Source organism: Flavobacterium sp. (assembly GCF_044341265.1).
Classification (GTDB): Bacteria; Bacteroidota; Bacteroidia; order Flavobacteriales; family Flavobacteriaceae; genus Flavobacterium.
The window spans coordinates 122008-142059 of sequence record NZ_JBIISA010000002.1; the positions used below are offsets into that span (position 1 = coordinate 122008).

13 protein-coding genes and 1 pseudogene are annotated in these 20052 nt (G+C 31.1%); 10 read left to right on the forward strand and 4 right to left on the reverse strand.

What is annotated here, in order from left to right; genetic code table 11:
• Positions 1-51 precede the first annotated feature (51 nt).
• Positions 52-2136, reverse strand: coding sequence for a M1 family metallopeptidase (locus tag ACIQ06_RS01715; RefSeq protein WP_396143417.1), 2085 nt, complete (start codon positions 2134-2136; stop codon positions 52-54).
• Between the two features lie 118 nt (positions 2137-2254).
• Between ACIQ06_RS01715 and recG the strand changes: the two genes are divergently transcribed.
• From recG to ACIQ06_RS01750, 7 genes are all read left to right on the forward strand, one after another.
• Entirely contained in the window at positions 2255-4363 is a 2109-nt protein-coding gene (gene recG / locus ACIQ06_RS01720) for an ATP-dependent DNA helicase RecG (protein ID WP_396143420.1), read from the forward strand.
• Positions 4364-4519: 156 nt separating this feature from the next.
• A complete protein-coding gene (locus tag ACIQ06_RS01725; protein WP_396143422.1) occupies positions 4520-5383 on the forward strand; it encodes a bestrophin family protein in 864 nt (287 codons plus the stop codon).
• 19 nt (positions 5384-5402) lie between these two features.
• Entirely contained in the window at positions 5403-6506 is a 1104-nt protein-coding gene (locus ACIQ06_RS01730) for a DUF695 domain-containing protein (protein ID WP_396143425.1), read from the forward strand.
• Positions 6507-6673: 167 nt separating this feature from the next.
• Positions 6674-7741, forward strand: coding sequence for an efflux RND transporter periplasmic adaptor subunit (locus ACIQ06_RS01735; protein ID WP_396143428.1), 1068 nt, complete (start codon positions 6674-6676; stop codon positions 7739-7741).
• Between the two features lie 49 nt (positions 7742-7790).
• On the forward strand, positions 7791-10877 hold the full coding sequence (locus ACIQ06_RS01740; protein WP_396143431.1) for an efflux RND transporter permease subunit: 3087 nt from the start codon (positions 7791-7793) through the stop codon (positions 10875-10877).
• A gap of 11 nt (positions 10878-10888) precedes the next feature.
• Positions 10889-12193, forward strand: coding sequence for a TolC family protein (locus tag ACIQ06_RS01745; RefSeq protein WP_396143433.1), 1305 nt, complete (start codon positions 10889-10891; stop codon positions 12191-12193).
• Positions 12194-12278: 85 nt separating this feature from the next.
• Positions 12279-13202, forward strand: coding sequence for an AraC family transcriptional regulator N-terminal domain-containing protein (locus ACIQ06_RS01750; protein WP_396143435.1), 924 nt, complete (start codon positions 12279-12281; stop codon positions 13200-13202).
• Here ACIQ06_RS01750 and ACIQ06_RS01755 read toward each other — a convergent pair.
• Both ACIQ06_RS01755 and ACIQ06_RS01760 read right to left on the reverse strand, forming a co-directional pair.
• Positions 13203-13583: pseudogene (locus tag ACIQ06_RS01755) on the reverse strand (DUF779 domain-containing protein). It lies immediately after the preceding gene.
• A gap of 77 nt (positions 13584-13660) precedes the next feature.
• Positions 13661-15166, reverse strand: a complete 1506-nt coding sequence (locus ACIQ06_RS01760; protein ID WP_396143437.1) for an aldehyde dehydrogenase family protein — start codon at positions 15164-15166, stop codon at positions 13661-13663.
• A gap of 245 nt (positions 15167-15411) precedes the next feature.
• On the opposite strand from ACIQ06_RS01760, the gene pheT reads away from it, so the two are divergent.
• The gene (gene pheT, locus ACIQ06_RS01765; protein ID WP_396143440.1) at positions 15412-17832 is read left to right on the forward strand and encodes a phenylalanine--tRNA ligase subunit beta; all 2421 of its coding nucleotides are present in this window, start codon (positions 15412-15414) and stop codon (positions 17830-17832) included.
• Positions 17833-17907: 75 nt separating this feature from the next.
• Here the strand turns inward: pheT and ACIQ06_RS01770 are convergent, their stop codons facing one another.
• Positions 17908-18474: a fasciclin domain-containing protein gene (locus ACIQ06_RS01770; RefSeq protein ID WP_396143442.1), complete on the reverse strand. Its 567-nt coding sequence runs from the start codon at positions 18472-18474 to the stop codon at positions 17908-17910.
• Between the two features lie 185 nt (positions 18475-18659).
• On the opposite strand from ACIQ06_RS01770, the gene ACIQ06_RS01775 reads away from it, so the two are divergent.
• Together ACIQ06_RS01775 and ACIQ06_RS01780 are read left to right on the forward strand one after the other, a co-directional pair.
• The gene (locus ACIQ06_RS01775) at positions 18660-19376 is read left to right on the forward strand and encodes a hypothetical protein (protein WP_396143444.1); all 717 of its coding nucleotides are present in this window, start codon (positions 18660-18662) and stop codon (positions 19374-19376) included.
• A 97-nt stretch (positions 19377-19473) separates the two neighbouring features.
• Positions 19474-20007, forward strand: coding sequence for an ExbD/TolR family protein (locus ACIQ06_RS01780; protein ID WP_396143446.1), 534 nt, complete (start codon positions 19474-19476; stop codon positions 20005-20007).
• Positions 20008-20052: the final 45 nt, after the last annotated feature.

A 20052-nucleotide genomic window follows, 5' to 3' on the forward strand; every position in this document is an offset into this window, starting at 1 on the left:
CTTATTAGAAATGTAGAAATTATGCTACATCAATATTTTAAAACCTAAATATTAAATTCCCAAAAGTTTATTTAGCTGATTTTGTTCTTCAATTGATAATTCTGAAAGTAACATTTTAAATTGATTCAAATACTTTTCGTTCTTAATTAGTTCTCGAATTTTATCTCGAGCATATTTAGTAAATTGCCATTTATGATGCGTTGTAGCGTTAACTAAATTTTTAAGAACTTCTTTATTTTCAGTATAATTAGATAGTAAACTCTCAAAAGCATTTTGACGAATCGAACTTTCATAATTTGGTGAAGTATATTGAATTAATTCACTTAAAGCTTTTAAAGCGTTAATTGAAGCCATTTTATCATCTAGTTCGTGAACATCCGCATAATTCATACAAGCATTTAAGTATAATATTCTCAATTCTTTATCGCTTCTACCTTCCCAATTTTTGGCAATTTCTAAATATTTAGATTTTTCATTTGGGAAATTTTTCCATAACGTTATAAAGGCTGCCTGATTTGTTTCGTATGATTTATCATTTAAAAGCGTTTCAAATTCAGACTTAAACGACTCCGGAATCTTTTCAATTGATTGTGCCACAAATCTTCTAATAGCAATATCGTTAGATTTCATTGCTAAATCATACAATTCAACAACTTTTTCAAAAGGCTCGTTTCTAATTTGATAAAGCGCTTCAACTTTCAATGCTGAATAACTATCGGATGCTAAAATTACTTTCAACAAATTGTATTTGTCTTCCAATTTGGATTTCCTTTCATATTGCAATTTAAGTAAATCACGCATGAACCCATTTTTAGTCAAAAGAAAATTAATATCATTTGCTGGATATTTATAATCTTCCAACCAAACTTTTTTGAACTTTTCAGTATCAAAATCAGATACTTTTCTAATTTCGGCTAGAAAGTCGTCTGTTTCAACATTTTTATATTGGTATTTCTTTAAATAACTTTTTACCGCTTTTCTAAACTTCTTTTCTCCAATTGATTCTCTTATAAAATGTAAAGCCCAAGCACCTTTTTGATAAAAACTTAATGAACTAGCCTTTTCATTCATTATCGGAATTGTATCGGTTTTAGCAGCAACTTTCAAACGATTGGCGTAACTAAATAATTGGTTATAAAAATAATCGTCACCAAAAACTTTTCGCTCTGCAAGCGAAGCATAATAAGTAGCGAATCCTTCTTGAAGCCAATGATGTTTTCCAGATTTTGCTGTAACCAAATCGCCAAACCATTGATGTGCTAACTCATGTGCATTGACATTCAAATAATTTCTATCATTAAATCCGCTTTCATCAACAACATAATCTTGTGAGAAAATAGTTGCGGAAGTATTTTCCATGCCAGCATAAAGAAAATCTTCTACTGGAACTTGACGATAAACTTTCCATGGATACTTCACTCCTATTTCTTTTTCAAGAAAATCAAAAATGGTTTTAGAATCTTTGTAGGTATATTGATATTTATCTTCGTCAACTGGTTTGTAGTAGTTAGTAAGTGAGATATTAGAATTTGAAATTTCAAATTTTGAGTCAAATTTTCCAATGGCAAACATAGCGAGATAAGATGACATTGGTTTTTGCATAATATATTTCCAAGTTTTCAATTTACCATCATCGTCAATAGCATTTAAAACACCATTAGAAATTGCCGTAAATTTGTTATTAAAGGTAATAGATATATTAAAAATGACTTTCTCATTTACATCATCAAAACTTGGTAACCAATGACTTGTATATTTTCCTTGTCCTTGTGTCCAAATTTGTTGCCCGTTATCAATTCCTGTAAAATAAACTGTTTGCTTTGGAGTTGCACTATATCTTAAATTCAATATATTTTTACCTTTTTTGAATCCTTCAAATAGCAATAACTTTTTATCAGTTGCTTTATATTTTACTAATTTTCCATTGATGATTATATCATAAAACGTCATATTTATAGCATCAATTGCAATGGTATCAATCTTTTCTTTTACTTTAAAAAGATAGGTGACTTTACCAGAAATAGATTTGGTTTCAAAAACTGGTGCAACTTCGGCATCACATTTTATGAAATCAACTTTTGTAGTTTGTTGACTAAAAGATAAAGTAGAAAAGAAAAAAAACAGGAAATATTTCATACATTTTATAATTGAATTACAAATATAGTCATTGAAATTGAAATTGAAATTCTATCTTCGCATTACTAATTTTAATGTTGAATATTCAATGTAGAATTACAAATTTTGAAATTGTATAATGTCTAATAATCCATTACAAACTCCTATCGAATATCTAAAAGGTATTGGTCCTTCTCGCGGCGAATTGCTTCGAAAAGAACTCAATATTCATCGCTATGGAGATTTAATGAATTTATTTCCAAACCGATACATTGACCGAACTCGTTATTACAAAATCAATCAACTACAAGGAACAACAGCAGAAGTTCAAATTATTGGCAAAATAATTCATGTGAAAACGGTTGAATTTGGTAAAAATCAAAAACGGTTGGTAGCTACATTTACTGACGAAACCGGACAAATGGATTTAACATGGTTTCAAGGTGTAAAATGGATTCGAGAAAGCATAAAACTCAATGAAACTTATGTGATTTTCGGAAAAACATCCAATTATGGTAGCCAATATTCAATGGCGCATCCCGAAATGGAATTGTTGGCTGAGCACAAAGCGAGTTTGAGAAGTGCCATGCAACCGGTTTATCCTAGTACTGAAAAACTGACACAACGTGGCATTACCAATAGAGTTGTAAACAAAGCGATGCAGCAACTTTTTATTGAAACCAAAGCACAATTTATAGAAACCTTGCCTTCTAATATTTTAGAAACCTTGAAACTTATTTCTAAAAATGAGGCAATGTTCAACATACACTTTCCGAAGAGTCAAGAACTTTTAGCGAAAGCGCAATTTCGATTAAAATTTGAAGAATTATTTTTCATTCAATTGCAACTAATTACAAAAAACTTAATTAGAAAGCATAAAATAAAAGGACATCCTTTTGATAAAGTTGGGACAAATTTTACCGATTTCTACAACAATCATTTACCATTTGAATTGACCAATGCTCAAAAAAGAGTAATTAAAGAAATTAGAAACGACATGGGAAGCAATGCTCAAATGAATCGTTTGCTTCAAGGTGATGTTGGTTCGGGCAAAACAATTGTGGCATTAATGTGCATGCTTTTAGCAAAAGATAATGGTTTTCAAAGTTGCCTAATGGCTCCAACAGAAATTCTTGCAAATCAACATTTTATTGGATTATCAGAATTGGCTAAAGACTTGAATATTAATATAAAAATACTGACTGGTTCAAGTAAAACTTCAGAAAGAAAAATAATTCATGAAGAACTTGAAAATGGTACTTTAGATATTATTATCGGAACACATGCGTTGCTTGAAGATAAAGTAAAATTTCATAATTTAGGATTGGCAGTAATTGATGAACAACATCGTTTTGGTGTAGAACAACGAAGTAAATTATGGAAGAAGAATGAGATTCCGCCACATGTTCTTGTGATGACGGCTACTCCTATTCCGAGAACTTTGGCAATGAGTTTGTATGGTGACTTGGATATTTCTGTAATTGATGAATTGCCTCCAGGTAGAAAACCAATTCAAACGGTGCATCGATTTGATTCCAACCGATTAAAAGTTTGGAAATTCTTGAAAGATGAAATTGCAAAAGGAAGACAAGTTTACATTGTTTATCCATTGATTAATGAAAGTTCAACTCAGGATTATAAAGATTTGATGGATGGCTACGAAAGTATTTCAAGAGATTTTCCTTTGCCACAATATTCTATTTCAATCGTTCACGGACAAATGAAACCTGCCGAAAAAGAATCTGAAATGCAACGATTTGTAGCTGGAAAAACTAACATAATGGTTGCGACAACCGTTATTGAAGTTGGTGTTAACGTACCAAATGCAAGTGTTATGGTTATTGAAAGTGCCGAACGATTTGGATTATCACAATTACATCAATTGCGAGGTCGCGTTGGTCGTGGTGCTGATCAAAGTTATTGTATTTTGATGACAGGTTTTAAATTAAGCAACGATAGTAAAACTAGATTAGAAACCATGTGTAAAACCAATGACGGATTTGAAATAGCAGAAGTCGATTTAAAACTTCGTGGTCCAGGAGATATTTTAGGAACGCAACAAAGTGGAATTTTAAACTTACAAATAGCCGATTTAGTAAAAGACCGAGATATTTTAATGGTTGCACGCGAGTATGCTATAAAACTTTTAAAAGATGATGCAGCAATGGATAAACCCGAACATCAAAATCTAAGAACTATTTTTATCGAAATGAGTGCGAAGAAAAATATCTGGAATTATATTAGCTAGTTATCAGGTGTTAGGTGTTAGGTGTTAGGTGTTGGGTTTTAGGTTGCAGATTTTCATCGCTAATTAAACTCATAACCTTTTAAACTCTTAAACTCTTAAACTTTTTAACTCTTAAACTCTTAAACTCTAAAACTTTTAAACTCTTAAACATTACAAATGGTACAATACAACCCAAAAGATTGGATTACATACATTTTCAAATTTCATAAATCGGATACATTTCGTCAATTATTACCTATGATGTTTTTCATTGGGTTTTATTCTTATGGAATTGCTTATTTGGAATTAGAATATTGGAAATTATCTGAAAAAAGCCATGTTAAGAATTTAACATTGATGCATACAACAGTAGGATTTGTTCTTTCATTATTGCTTGCCTATAGAACCAATACCGCTTATGACCGTTGGTGGGAAGGACGAAAACTTTGGGGTTCATTGGTTAATAATTCTAGAAATTTGGCTTTAAAACTTTCAGCCATTTTAAAAGAAGACAAAGACCGAAACTATTTTAAACGATTAATTCCGGCTTATGCTTCTATTTTACAAAAACATTTAAGTGATGAAGATACTGCCAAAGAATTGTTTGAAGGTTTAGATTTACAAATTGATCATCACAAGCATTATCCAAATCAAGTAGCTAAAATGATTTTTAATAAAGTAAACGAACTATATACATCAGGAAAAATTACTGGTGACCAATTTATAATTCTGAATTCTGAATTACAATCATTTACAGATGTTTGTGGTGCTTGCGAACGAATAAAAAACACTCCGATTCCTTATTCATACAGTGCTTTTATCAAAAAATTTATTTTCTTTTTTGTAATGACCTTGCCCTTCGGATTTGTATTTAGTCTTGGATATTATGTAATTCCTGTGGTAATTTTTATTTTCTATGTTTTAGCAAGTTTAGAATTAATAGCCGAAGAAATTGAAGATCCATTTGGAGGTGACGAAAATGATTTGCCAACTGCAAAAATTGCTTCGAATATTAAAAAACACATTGAGGAATTACTTTAAAATTTAAATATATCATACTATGAATTTTATCAAAAAAATGTTTGGTACAAAAGAGGAACCCATAAAAAACTATTCAGATTTTTGGAATTGGTTTGAGCAAAATCAGAAAGAATTTCATTCTATTGTTAATGACGGAACAAAAATTCAAAGTCATTTCTTTAAAAAGTTAAGTCCAAAACTTGAAGAATTAAGAGACGGTTTTTATTTTGTAACAGGAATGTATGATGATCAAACAGCAGAATTAATATTTACTGCAGATGGAAACTTAAAAAACATTGTTTTTGTAGAAGAATTAGTTCAAAGTGCACCCAAAATCAATGGTTGGAAATTCACTGCTTTAAAACCTGCAACAGATATAGAAAATATCAGTATTGAAATGAACGGAATTAGCTTTAACAAAGATAATTTATCCTTTTTTAGCACAAATGATTCCGAAAATCCTGATGAAATAAATATAACACTTGTTTATCATAACCATGATAAAAATAATGTAAAAACAATAAATATGGGATGTTTAATATTTATTGATAATTATCTTGGAGAATTAAATTCAATAACATTAATCGACAGCATTAATATTCTGGATGAAAACAAAACAGATAAGGAGTTGATCAGTATTGATAAATTAAAAGACTTTTTAATTTGGAGAGAAAAAGAATTTATCGAAAAATATGAAGCTGTAAAACACTGTACAGATGATGATACATATGTGATTTTAGAAGCAGAATTAAACAATGGAAATCCTGTAATTGCTGTGATGAATTCTGATTTATTAAAATGGGAAGAAAAAGCTTCTTATCAATGGATTCTTGCAATTGATTTAACATTTAATGGCACTTCTAACAATGGTTTACCTGACAATCAAACTTCAAAAAAACTTAATGATTTTGAGGATGATTTATTAGTCCTTTTGAATGATAAAAATGGGCAATTAAATATTGGAAGAGAGACTGCTAATGGAACTAGAACAATATATTTTGCTTGCAAAGATTTTAGGTATCCTTCAAAAATTATGGATGAAATCAAAACAAAATATAAAGAATCAATTGATTTAGATTTTGAAATTTATAAAGATAAATATTGGTCTTCTTTGAATTATTATGTTCATAATATTAAAAGTTGATTTTTTTAATAAAACACGTCGAGGAATTGCTTTAAATTAATTGTTAAATACCTATTCTCATCCAAAAGTTAAATAAAAGTCAACAAAGCCTATTAATCTTTTGATAAAAGGTAATTTTGTTGTTCTATATTTGTATAGACAAATAACACTTTTTATCTAGAGATTTTATGAAAGTTAAAAACATTGCCATCGCTTTATTTATTATTTTAATTGGAGGATTAATTGCTTACAGAATAACTAAAAATAGCAGCGAAACCGATAAAGGAAAAGGGAAAAGTGATAAAAAACCTCCTGTTTCAGTAAGTGCGATTGTTGCTGAATCTAAAGATTTCTCAAATGCGTTGACACTTTCAGGTTCTATTGAAGCCAATGAGCAAATTGAAATAAGAAGCGAAGTTTCTGGAATTGTTGAGAATATTGCTTTTAAAGAAGGTTCAAACGTTAGTAAAGGTCAACTTTTATTCAAAGTTAATGATGTTGAATTAAGAGCACAATTAGCTCAAGCCAATACAAGACAAAATTTAGCTTCCGAAAATGAAAGACGTGCCAAGTTATTACTTCAAAAAGAAGCAATAAGTCAAGAAGAATATGACATTGCAAGCGCCGATTTTAGAACGGCTCAATCACAAACACAACTTATTCGTGCACAAATTGCTAAAACATCTGTTCGAGCTCCATTTTCTGGCAAAATTGGTTTGCGTTCTATTTCTCCAGGAACCTACATCACTCCTGCTACTCTAGTTGCCAAATTAGTTAGTACAAATCCATTAAAAATCACATTTTCAATTCCTGAAAAATATGCTTCAGAAATCAAAGTAAATTCTGAAATTAAATTTACTGTAAATGGTTTACCAGAAAAATATAGTGCAAAAATTTACGCTATTGAACCTGAAATAGAAACCACAACAAGAACTTTGAGTATTAGAGCAATTGCGCAAAACACTAGCGGAAAACTGCTTCCGGGAACTTTTGCCAATGTAGAATTACCTTTAAATACTATTAAAGATGCGATAGTTGTTCCAACTGAAGCAATAATTCCTGTTCAAGACGGAAAGAAAGTTTTTATTGCCAACAATGGAAAAGCCAAAGAAATTATCGTAGAAACATTGACTAGAACCGATAAAGAAATTGTAATTCTTTCTGGATTAAAAGTTGGTGATACGGTTCTTACTTCTGGTGTAATGTCTTTAAAAAATGATGATGCTATAAAAGTTAAAACAAAAATTAAGAATTAGCCAATAATTTGAGTTCTAAAAAGTAATTCTTAATTCACAATTTAATCCTATGAGTTTATCAACGTTAAGTATAAAAAGACCTGTTTTTACAATTGTAGTCAATCTAACCATTATTTTGTTTGGAATAATTGGCTATAGTTATTTGGGTGTAAGAGAGTTTCCATCTATCGATCCAGCGCAAATTAATGTTAGAACTAATTATACTGGTGCCAATTCTGATATCATTGAATCTCAGATAACTGAACCTTTAGAAAAAGCTATTAATTCTATCGACGGAATTAGAAATATTACTTCTTCTAGTAATCAAGGTTCGAGTAATATTAATATCGAATTTAAACTGGAGAAAAACCTTGAAGAAGCAGCCAATGATGTTCGAGATAAAGTATCGCAAGCCATTCGAAGTTTACCACAAGATATTGATGCGCCGCCTGTAGTTTCTAAAGCCGATGCCGACTCTGACCCAATTGTGACAATGACGGTTCAAAGTGAAACCAAAGATGCTTTACAACTTAGTGATTATGCCGAAAACGTAATTGCAGAACGATTGCAAACTATTCCTGGAGTAAGTAGTGTTCAAATTTGGGGACAAAAACGATACTCGATGAGAATTTGGATTGATCCTGTAAAATTGACTTCTTATGGTGTGACAGTATCTGATGTTAGAAATGCTTTGAATAGTCAAAACGTTGAATTACCTTCTGGAAAATTAACTGGTGCAAACACTGAATTAACGGTAAAAACTTTAGGAAATTTATCAACTGCAGAAGAGTTTAATAATATCATTATAATTTCGGATAATTCTAGAGTAGTTCGTTTGAGTGATGTAGGAAAAGCTGAATTAGGTCCAGAAAACTTAGAAACTAGATTTACAGGTTCAGGAAAACCTATGGTTGGATTGGCTGTAATTCCTCAACCAGGAACAAATTATTTGGATATAGCCAACGAGTTTTACAAAAAATACGACGTTTTAAAGAAAGAATTACCTTCTGACATTGAATTAAACATTGCTTTAGACAACACTATTTTTATCAAAAAATCAGTTGTAGAAGTTGCTGAAACACTTTTGATTTCAATCATTCTTGTAATTTTAATCATCTTCTTATTCTTTAGAGATTGGTCTATTGCATTCCGTCCTTTAATTGATATTCCTGTTTCTCTGATTGCAACTTTTTTCATCATGTATTTATGTGGATTTTCGGTAAATGTTTTAACACTATTAGCCATAGTATTAGCAACAGGATTAGTTGTTGACGACGGAATTGTTGTAACTGAAAATATATTCAAAAAAGTGGAAGAAGGCATGTCGCCGATTGAAGCGGCAATAAAAGGTTCAAATGAGATTTTCTTTGCTGTAATTTCAATTTCAATAACATTAGCAGCTGTATTTTTACCTATCATATTTCTCGAAGGTTTCGTTGGACGTTTGTTTAGAGAATTTGGTGTCGTAATTGGAGCCGCTGTTTTGATTTCCGCATTTGTATCGTTGACATTAACACCAATGTTGAATGCTTATTTGATGAAAGGTGGAGAACAAAAGAAAACCCGTTTCTATGAATTTACAGAACCTTATTTTGTAAGTTTAAATAAAGGTTATGCAGAAGCTTTGACGAGTTTCATGAAGAAAAAATGGTTGAGTTTTCCAATTCTAATTATTTGTATTGGACTAATTGCCTTATTTTTCACAATAATTCCAAAAGAAACTGCACCTTATGATGACAGAAGTTTAGTCGTAGTAAGCGTTACTGCTCCAGAAGGTGCGACTTATGAATATACCGACAGATTCATGCAAGAATTATCACAATTGATTAATGATTCTGTACCAGAAAAGAAAATTGCTTTAGTAATTACTGCTCCAGGATTTTTATCGTCATCGGTTAATACAGGTCGAATTCGTTTGGCACTTAAAGATCCTGAAGATAGAGAAGCTTCACAAAAGGAAATTGCAGAACGATTTACCAAACTAACAAAAAAATATTCCGAAGCTAAAACTAATGTTTCTGAACAACCTACAATTTCTGTAAACAGAAGAGCTGGTTTACCTATTCAGTATATCATTCAAGCACCAAATTTTGAAAAATTACGTGAAAAAATTCCGCAGTTCATGGATTTGGCCAATCAGAATGAGACATTTTCAACGGTTGATGTGAATTTGAAATTTAACAAACCCGAAATCAATGTTACTATCGACAGAGAAAAAGCAGAAAGTTTAGGAATTTCTGTATTAGATGTAGCTCAAACATTGCAATTGTCACTAAGCGGACAACGTTTTGGTTACTTTATGAAAGATGGAAAACAATACCAAGTCATAGGACAATTTGAAGAAAAAGACCGCAACAAACCTTTAGATTTAACCTCAATGTTTGTAAAAAGTAAAAATGGAACTTTAATTCAAATGGATAATGTGGTAAAAGTGGAAGAACAAAGTAATCCACCGCAATTATTTCACAACAATAGATACATGTCAGCTACAATTTCGGCCGGATTAGCTCCAGGAAAAAGTATGGGCGATGGAATTGATGCGATGAATGAAATTAAGGAAAAAGTTTTAGATGCATCCTTCACAACTGATTTAGGTGGTGAATCAAGAGATTTTGTGGAAAGTAGTTCGAATACTTTATTTGCTTTCGGATTAGCATTGTTATTAATCTACTTAATCCTTGCTGCTCAATTTGAAAGTTTTATTGATCCTTTTATCATCATTTTAACTGTTCCGATGGCAGTGGCAGGTGCTTTATTTTCATTGTGGTTATTTGGACAAACTTGGAATATTTTCAGTCAAATTGGAACTGTAATGTTAATTGGACTCGTCACCAAGAACGGAATTTTAATTGTCGAATTTGCTAATCAATTACGAGAACAGGGTAAATCAAAATTTGAAGCTATTATCGAAGCATCAGAAGCTCGTTTGCGTCCAATTTTGATGACTAGTTTAGCCATTGCATTAGGAGCATTACCAATCGCAATGTCACTTGGAGCTGCTTCTACAAGTAGAATTGGAATGGGTGTTGTCATCGTTGGTGGAACCTTGTTTTCGCTAATTCTAACACTTTTCGTAATTCCTGCGATATATTTAATGTGGTCAAGAGCCAAAAAACATCGTCCTGAATTTGATAATTTAGACGCTCTTGAAAAATAAAAATTAAAGTTATGAAATTACACTTTTTATATATATCAGTCCTATTTTTATTGGGATTTCAACTTCAAGCTCAAGAGGTTTTGAAACTGGAAGACGCCGTTAAAATTGCTTTAGAAAATAATTATGATATTAAGATTGCTAAAAACAATTTGAAAATTGATGAAACAAATTCCACAGCAGGAAATGCCGGAATGTTTCCAACGCTTAGCGCAACTGTTACTAATAATAATAGCATTTTAAATACTACACAAACGCAAGCAAGCGGAGATAAAAGAACTCTTGATAATGCAATTAATATGAATCTTACCTATGGTGTTGGATTGGATTGGACTATATTTGATGGAATGAGAATGTTTGCACGTAGAGAACAACTAAAAGTTTTGCAAAAACAAGGTGAAGCCGAATTAAAACTGGCAATTATAACAAGAATAAGCGATGTGTATGCTACTTATTTTGACTTGGTTCAACAGCAACAGCAAATCAAAGCTTTAGATACTGCCATTGTGATTTCAAATCAACGATTGACAACAGCGCAAAATCGCTATTCTATTGGAAAAGCAGCCAAACTAGAAGTTTTAAATGCACAAGTCGATTTGAATACAGATTTGAGTTCAAGATTGAAACAATTAGAATTATATCAGAATTCTAAAATTAGATTAAATGAGATTTTAGCTAGAGACACCAAATCAGAATTTAAAGTAGAGGACGAAATTACAATCGATGCCTCACTGAAATATGATGAATTAAAATCACTTTCTGAAAAGCAAAATCCACAATTGCAAGCGCAGTTATTAGAAAAAAATAATGCCGAACTTCAATTAAAGCAAGTAAAAGCTGGAAGATATCCAACAGTTAGAATTAATTCTGGATACAATTTTACTCGTTCTGAGGCTTCTTTGGGATTCGTTACGCAATCTTCTGGTCGTGGATTTGTTTATGGCATAAATGCTTCAGTTCCAATATTTGATGGATTTAATCAAAATCGAAATGAAAAAGTTGCCAAGCTACAAGTTGAAAATGTTGAAAACACTATTAATCAGCAAAAAATAGCTTTAGAATCGCAACTTGGTATGGCTTATCAAAGCTACTTGACAAATTTAGAATTGACTAAAGTTGAAGAAAAAAATAGTGAAATAGCAAAACAAAATTTGGATATCACTTTGGCAAAATTTAAGATTGGAACCATCACTCCTATTGAATATAGAACAGCTCAATTGAATTATGTAAATGCTTTACTTCGTTATAGTAATGCACAATTTCAAACAAAACTTTTTGAAATAAGTTTGAAAGAACTAAGTGGCACATTAGGATTTTAACTTTAATAGCAAGTTTGCAATTTTATTTTAGTTTTTTATTACAGTTCATTTTTTTTAGTATCTTAGATGTTTGAACTATTATAAAATGTCGATTAAAGCATTACTTCATACTCCTGCCTTAACTCACGAAAAGTCATTAAAAACTTTAGTGGAGAATCGTACGATTTTTTCATTAGATCATTGTGAATTAAATATTTTTGAAACCTACCAAAAATCGGATTTAGTTCCTTTAAAATTTAATGATTTGGTGGTTACAAGTATGTTGCGTGGCAAAAAAATAATGCATCTTTTTGATGAGCCAAGTTTTGAATATTTACCCGGAGAAACCGTAATCGTTCCGTCAAATGTGGAAATGAAGATTGATTTTCCTGAAGCTTCAAAAGAAAACCCAACACAATGTATTGCATTAGCAATTGATAATAATATCATCACAAATACTTTAGACTTTTTAAACGAAAAATATCCAAAAGAAGGAAAAAGTAATCTTTGGAAATTGGATCACGAGAACTATTTTTTCTACAATAACGTTGAACTTGCTGGTACCATAAATAAGTTGATTAAGGAATGTATGGGAAATTCTTTAACTAAAGATGCCATTGCTGACTTAACGTTGCAAGAATTGATTATCAGAATTATTCAAACGCAAACGGTAAAAAGATTTGAAGACGAAAAATATTTAGATAGTAATAGTCCCATTGCTCCAGCGATTGAGTTTATTAAGAAAAATATTCGTGAAACTATAAATTTGAAAGACTTGAGCGATAAAGCTTGCATGAGTACGACTTCTTTTTATCGCTATTTTAAAAGAGAACTTGGCATGAGTCCGATTGAGTATATTTTAAATGAAAAGATAAAATTTGCTAAAAAATTATTGAGTAATCCCAACATTCATGTGAACGAAGTTTCTTATGCCACCGGATTTGAAGATTGTAACTACTTTATTAGATTGTTCAAAAAATATGAAGGAGTTACTCCAAAACAATATCAATTGATGAATTATAATGGATAGTTATTCATTTAACCTTATTTCCTCTAAATTCTGAACTTCATCTTCAGTAAACAATCTGTAATTTACTTTAAATGTTTTTCCATAAGGAGTTTCTAATGAAAAACCTCCTGCTCCTATTCCATCAGTTACATCTAAAGTGAAATGCGCATGTTTCCAATATTCGAATAAATCTTTATCGAGCCAAAATTCAAATCCTTTAATAGTTCCGATACAAACATCGCCATATCTCATATAGAATCCGCCTTTTTCAAAACATTGTGGTTGTGTTCCTTCACAACATCCACCAGCTTGATAAAACATCAAATCTCCAAATTTCTCTTAAAGCATATCAATTAAATCTAATGCCTTTTGAGTAGCGTCTAAACGTTTTATTTTTTCCATAATTGTAAAAGTAAAAATAACCGCAAACGCTACAAAATAAATTGCGAATTTGCGGTTACTAATTGATTAACAAACTACTAAAAGAAACCTAACTTGTTTTTATTGTAAGAAATCAACATATTTTTTGTCTGACGATAATGGTCTAACATCATTTTGTGATTTTCTCTACCAATTCCAGATTGTTTGTAACCTCCAAATGGCGCTCCTGCTGGATAAGCATGATATTGATTTACCCAAACACGACCAGCATGAATCGCTCTTGGAACTTGATATAACTCATGTGCATCGCGAGTCCAAACTCCTGCACCTAAACCATACATAGTATCATTTGCAATTTCTATTGCTTCTTCAGTAGATTTAAAAGTTGTTACGGCCAAAACTGGTCCGAAAATTTCTTCTTGGAAAATTCTCATTTTGTTGTGACCTTTAAACAAAGTTGGTTGAATGTAATAACCTCCTTCTAAATCGCCACCTAAATGATTCACTTCACCACCACACAATAATTCTGCACCTTCTTCTTTTCCTAACTTGATGTAAGAAAGAATTTTATCTTTTTGAATTTGTGATGCTTGTGCACCCATCATTACCGTTGGATCAAGTGGATTTCCAGTTTTAATTGCATTTACTCTTGCCAAAACTTTTTCAATAAATCTATCATAAATGGATTCATGAATTAAAAGTCTCGATGGACAGGTACAAACTTCTCCTTGATTAAGGGCAAAAAGAGCAACGCCTTCAAGGGCTTTGTCTAAAAATTCATCGTCAGCGTCCATAACAGATGGGAAGAAAATATTTGGAGATTTTCCACCTAATTCTAAAGTTACTGGAATAATATTTTCTGTAGCGTATTGCATTACCATTCTACCTGTAGCTGTTGAACCTGTAAAAGCAGCTTTAGAAACTTTTGGATTAGTAACTAATGTTCTTCCTAATTCTGCTCCAAATCCGTTTACAACATTTACAACTCCTGCAGGAATTAAATCACCAATTAATTCCATTAAAACCATAATGGAAATTGGTGTACTTTCTGCTGGTTTTAAAACCACGCAATTTCCTGCTGCTAAAGCCGGAGCAAGTTTCCAAACTGCCATTAATATTGGGAAATTCCATGGAATAATTTGTGCAATTACACCCAGAGGTTCGTGCATTATTATTGAAACCGTATCTTTATCTAATTCGGTAATCGAACCTTCTTCAGCACGAATGACACTTGCAAAATATCTGAAATGATCAATTGCTAATGGAATATCTGCTGCCATAGTTTCTCTTACTGCTTTTCCGTTATCTAAAGTTTCAACGGCTGCTATGAAAGCTAAATTTTCTTCAATTCTATCGGCAATTTTATTTAGCATTATGCTTCGTTCTGTTGCAGAAGTTTGACTGTAAGTTTTAAATGCTTCATAAGCAGCATCAACTGCCATTTCTATATCCATTTTTGCAGAATGTGCAGCTTTTGCCATTAGTTTTCCGTCAACTGGAGATAAGACTTCAAAATATTGTCCTGTCGATGGAGCTACCCATTTTCCATTGATGTAATTATCATACTTTTCTTTTAATTGTGGTCTTTGAACTAAATTACTCATAAGTTTACTTTTTTGATTTATCCAAAAGTAGTTCTATATCCAATCTTAAAATAGCACAAAAGTTGCATTTAATAGCACAAAATTGCTAAGTATATAATTTTACTTACTTATAAATACAGAAATCAAAATTATACCGCTAAAAAATAATCATATTATCAATTTTAAAGAAATGCGTTTTTGAACGAAATATAATTTGATGTAAAAGCTACAATACCTATATTTGCAACCTTAAAAATTGGTACAAAATGAAGATTTCTTACAACTGGATAAAACAATTCTTAAAAATCGATTTACCTTCTGCTGAAGTATCAGATATATTGACCGATTTAGGTCTTGAAGTAGAAATAGTTGAAAAATATCAATCCGTAAAAGGCGGATTGGAAGGCGTTGTTGTTGGTCATGTTTTAACTTGTGAAAAACATCCAGATGCAGACAGACTTAATATTACTACTGTCGATTTAGGCGAAGGAACTCCTGTTCAAATTGTTTGTGGTGCAACTAATGTAGCTGCTGGACAGAAAGTACCTGTTGCAACTATTGGTACAAAACTTTTTGATAAAGACGGAAATGAATTTGAAATCAAAAAAGGAAAAATTCGTGGACAAGAAAGTCATGGAATGATTTGTGCCGAAGACGAATTAGGTTTAGGAACAAGTCACGACGGAATTATGGTTTTGGATTCCAATTTAAAACCAGGAACGCCAGCTGCTAAAGTATTCAATATTGAAAATGACGAAGTATTTGAAATTGGTTTGACACCAAATCGTGCCGATGCCATGTCTCATATGGGAGTTGCTCGTGATTTACGTGCTGCTTTGATCCAGAAAAATGCTTCTTTGGAATTAATCACTCCTTCGGTTTCAAAATTTAAAGTTGATAAACGTACTTTAAAAATTGATGTTGATGTTAAAGATTCTTCTTTAGCTCCAAGATATTGTGGAGTAACCATTTCTGGTGTTACTATAAAACCTTCTCCAAGTTGGTTACAAAATAGATTGAAAGCTATTGGATTAACACCAAAAAATAATGTTATCGACGTTACTAATTATGTATTACACGAATTAGGTCAGCCACTTCATGCCTTTGATGCAGCAAAAATAAACGGAAAAGTTACTGTAAAAACTGTTGAAGCAGGAACAAAATTTGTAACTCTTGATGATGTTGAACGTACTTTACACGAAGAAGATTTATTAATTTGTGATGATAAAGGTCCAATGTGTTTGGCAGGAGTTTTTGGTGGAAAAAATTCAGGTGTTTCTGAAAATACAACTACTATATTTTTAGAAAGTGCTTACTTCAATCCTGTAACTATTCGTAAAACTGCAAAACGTCATACCTTAAGTACAGATGCTTCTTTCCGTTTTGAAAGAGGAATTGATCCAACTATTACAGAGTATGCTTTAAAACGTGCAGCATTGTTAATTCAAGAAGTTGCCGGCGGAGAAATTACTTCTGATGTTATTGATGTTTATCCAAAGAAAATTGAAGATTTTACTGTTTTCTTGAATTATGAGAAAGCATTCAAATTAATTGGTCAAGAACTTCCAAAAGAAACTATCAAGAAAATTGTTGCTTCTTTAGATATTAAAGTAAACAATTCTTCTGATGCTGGTTTGGGATTAATTATTCCAGCTTATAGAGTTGATGTTCAAAGAGAAGTTGATGTTATTGAAGAAATTTTGAGAGTTTATGGATATAACAACATTACTTTCTCCAAAAAATTAAATGCAACTGTAGCAAAATCTGCTAGAACAGAAGATTATAAGGTTCAAAATATCATTGCATCACAGTTGAATTCTTTCGGATTTCACGAAATGATGGCCAATTCATTGACAACTCCAGATTATGTTCAGCTTTCAGAACTATTGAAAGAAGAATATAATGTAACCATGTTGAATCCGTTGAGTAGCGAATTATCTGTTATGAGACAATCGATGTTGTACTCTGGATTGGAGGCGATTTCTTATAATATCAACAGAAAAAATAGCGATTTAAAATTATTTGAATTCGGAAAAAGTTACCGCAAATTATTATCTGGATACAACGAGAAGAAACATTTAACTTTATTTGTATCAGGAAATAGAGTTTCAGAAAGTTGGACAAATGTTCAAAAACCTACAGACTTCTTTTTATTTAAAGGATATGTAAACTCCATTTTATCGCGATTAGGATTTGATAAAACCCAAAATTTACCGGTTGAAAACGATATTTTTTCAGAAGGAATAGCTTTCGCCTTAGGAAATGATACTTTGGTTGAAATGGGAACCGTTAAAAAATCTATTCTAAAACATTTTGATATTAAGCAAGAAGTTTTTTATGCTGAATTCAATTGGGATTTGGTAATTAAATTGCTTTCAAATAAAATTAAGTTTACAGCAATTCCTAAATATCCAGAAGTTAGAAGAGATTTTGCTTTACTAGTAGATACCAACGTAGCTTTTGAATCTATTTACAAAGTAGCTCGTCAAACAGAGAAATCACTTTTGAAAGATATTAATTTATTTGATGTTTATGAAGGCAAGAATTTGCCAGAAGGAAAAAAATCTTATGCTGTAAGTTTTACAATTCAAGATACCACCAAAACATTGACTGATGTTCAAATTGATAAAATCATGAGCAAACTTCAATCAAATTTTGAAAGTGAATTAGGCGCACAATTAAGATAACAGAAAATAATATAAATAAAGAAACCCATCTCAATTGAGATGGGTTTCTTCTTTTAACCAAACAAAATAACAACCTTATGCTTTTGGTGTTACAACGCTATCAACAACGTGAATAACTCCATTAGATTGATTTACATCTGCAATAGTAACTTTCGAACTGTTTCCGTTTTCGTCAGTCAAATAAATATCTTTCCCTTTCATCCAAGCTGTTAAAGTTCCACCTGAAACTGTTTTTAACGTTGCTTTCCCATTTCCTTTTTTAATCAAATTCATTAAATCTGAAGCATTTAATTTACCTGCAACTACGTGATAAGTTAAAATAGTTTGTAGCGTTTTTAGATTTTCTGGTTTCAATAAAGTTTCGACAGTTCCTTTTGGTAATTTGTCAAATGCAGCATTGGTTGGGGCAAAAACGGTGAATGGTCCTTTTGATTGTAATGTTTCAACCAAACCAGCAGCTTTTACAGCCGCAACCAAAGTGGTGTGATCTTTTGAATTTACAGCGTTCTCAACAATATTTTTTGAAGGATACATTGGTGCGCCACCTACATTAACTGTTTTTTCTTTTTGAGCAAAAGTCAATGTTGTTGCAAAAAGAGATAAGGACAATACTAAAGCTGAAAAAATGTTTCTAGTTTTCATAATAATTTATTTTTTAAAAGTTTATACAAGCATTTACGCTGATACTTTTCATTTGGTTTTATAATGATGAAAATTAACATTAGTTTAATAAATTAATTTTGGTGAAAAATTTTTCAAATTCATACTAATTAATTAATTTAGAACTTATTGAAAAAGAAGTACATTCATTTAAATAAAGTAAAATCATGTTACTAAAAAACAGAACCTTGGTTGAAGAGTTGTTGATGAACAGAAAAAAAATACTATCAGAAGAGCAACTTCTTGAGGAAGTATATTCCATTTTAAACCAAAATGAAATAGAACGAGAGCGAATTTCGAACAACTTGAAAGGTGAAAGTTCAACAAATTTTAATGATTTTAACTTTAGTTTATTGAAAACTGAAAATATTTTTCATGAAAATCAAATCAAGAAAATTTGCATTGACTACCGTTTACGTTTTTTAGATAGTTCTCTTTTTGCAAATAAAATTCCCGAAGAGGCTGTAACCAAAATCAATGCTTTAGAAAAAGACCACCATATAAAATTAGAGGGTTTCAAAATTGTTGCTCCAAGTAAAGCATTCAATTTAAAGAATTATGATGATCCGCTTCTTTTTGTTCCTATTGGAAATGACTATTATTATTTGATACACCAATGGGGCAATGATTTGGCTTGGTACAGAAAACTTATGGTTTTGCCATTTAAAAATATTGTTTACTTTCTATTGTTCTGTTTGGTTGTGAGTTTGATGGGAACCTACTTTACTCCTACCAATAATTTGAGTAAATCAGTTTCTTTTGCTCCACTAATTATTTTTCTATTCCTGTTTAAATCTATGGTTGGAACAATAGCTTATTATTTTTTCATGATGGGAAAAAATTTTAATAACATGATTTGGAACCGACCTTTTAAGGAAAACTAGTATAGTTTAAGTTTGTCTTTGTAATAATCTCAAAATGTTATCGTTATAAAAGAAGATGCCTTATGCAAAATAATTATAACTTCTAAAAATTATTACTATGGACACTAAAGATTTTAATAGCTTAAACAAACCTAGAAGTAAAAAGTTAAGACCTAGAATAGATTTAACTGCAATGGTTAACATTTCTTTTTTGTTAATTGTTTTTTATATGGTATCAGTTGAATTATCTAAACCAAAAATAATGGATTTGGGTTTACCCGATACAGGTTGTGGTGGTGGATGTTATTTTGGATGTGGCCTAAGAACTAATAGAGTCATTACCATTTTACTTGATGATAATGATGAAATGATTACTTATCAAGGCTTACTTGAAGTTCCTGAAGAAAAACCTAAAACCTTAGGTTACGGAAAAGATGGCATTAGAAATCAGTTATTAAAGCTAAATAAAAGAATTATTGAACAAATAGGCGATCGAGAACGAGGCGCGATAGTTATCATCAAACCTAGCAAGCAATCCAATTTTGGTAATTTGGTTTCTATTTTAGATGAAATGGCTATTACAAATATTCAAACTTATGCTATTGTTAATGATTTTACTCCTGAAGAAAATAATTTATTAGCAATTAATTGAAACAAAAAAAGCCCTCAATTTCTTGAGAGCTTTTAAAGTATTTTA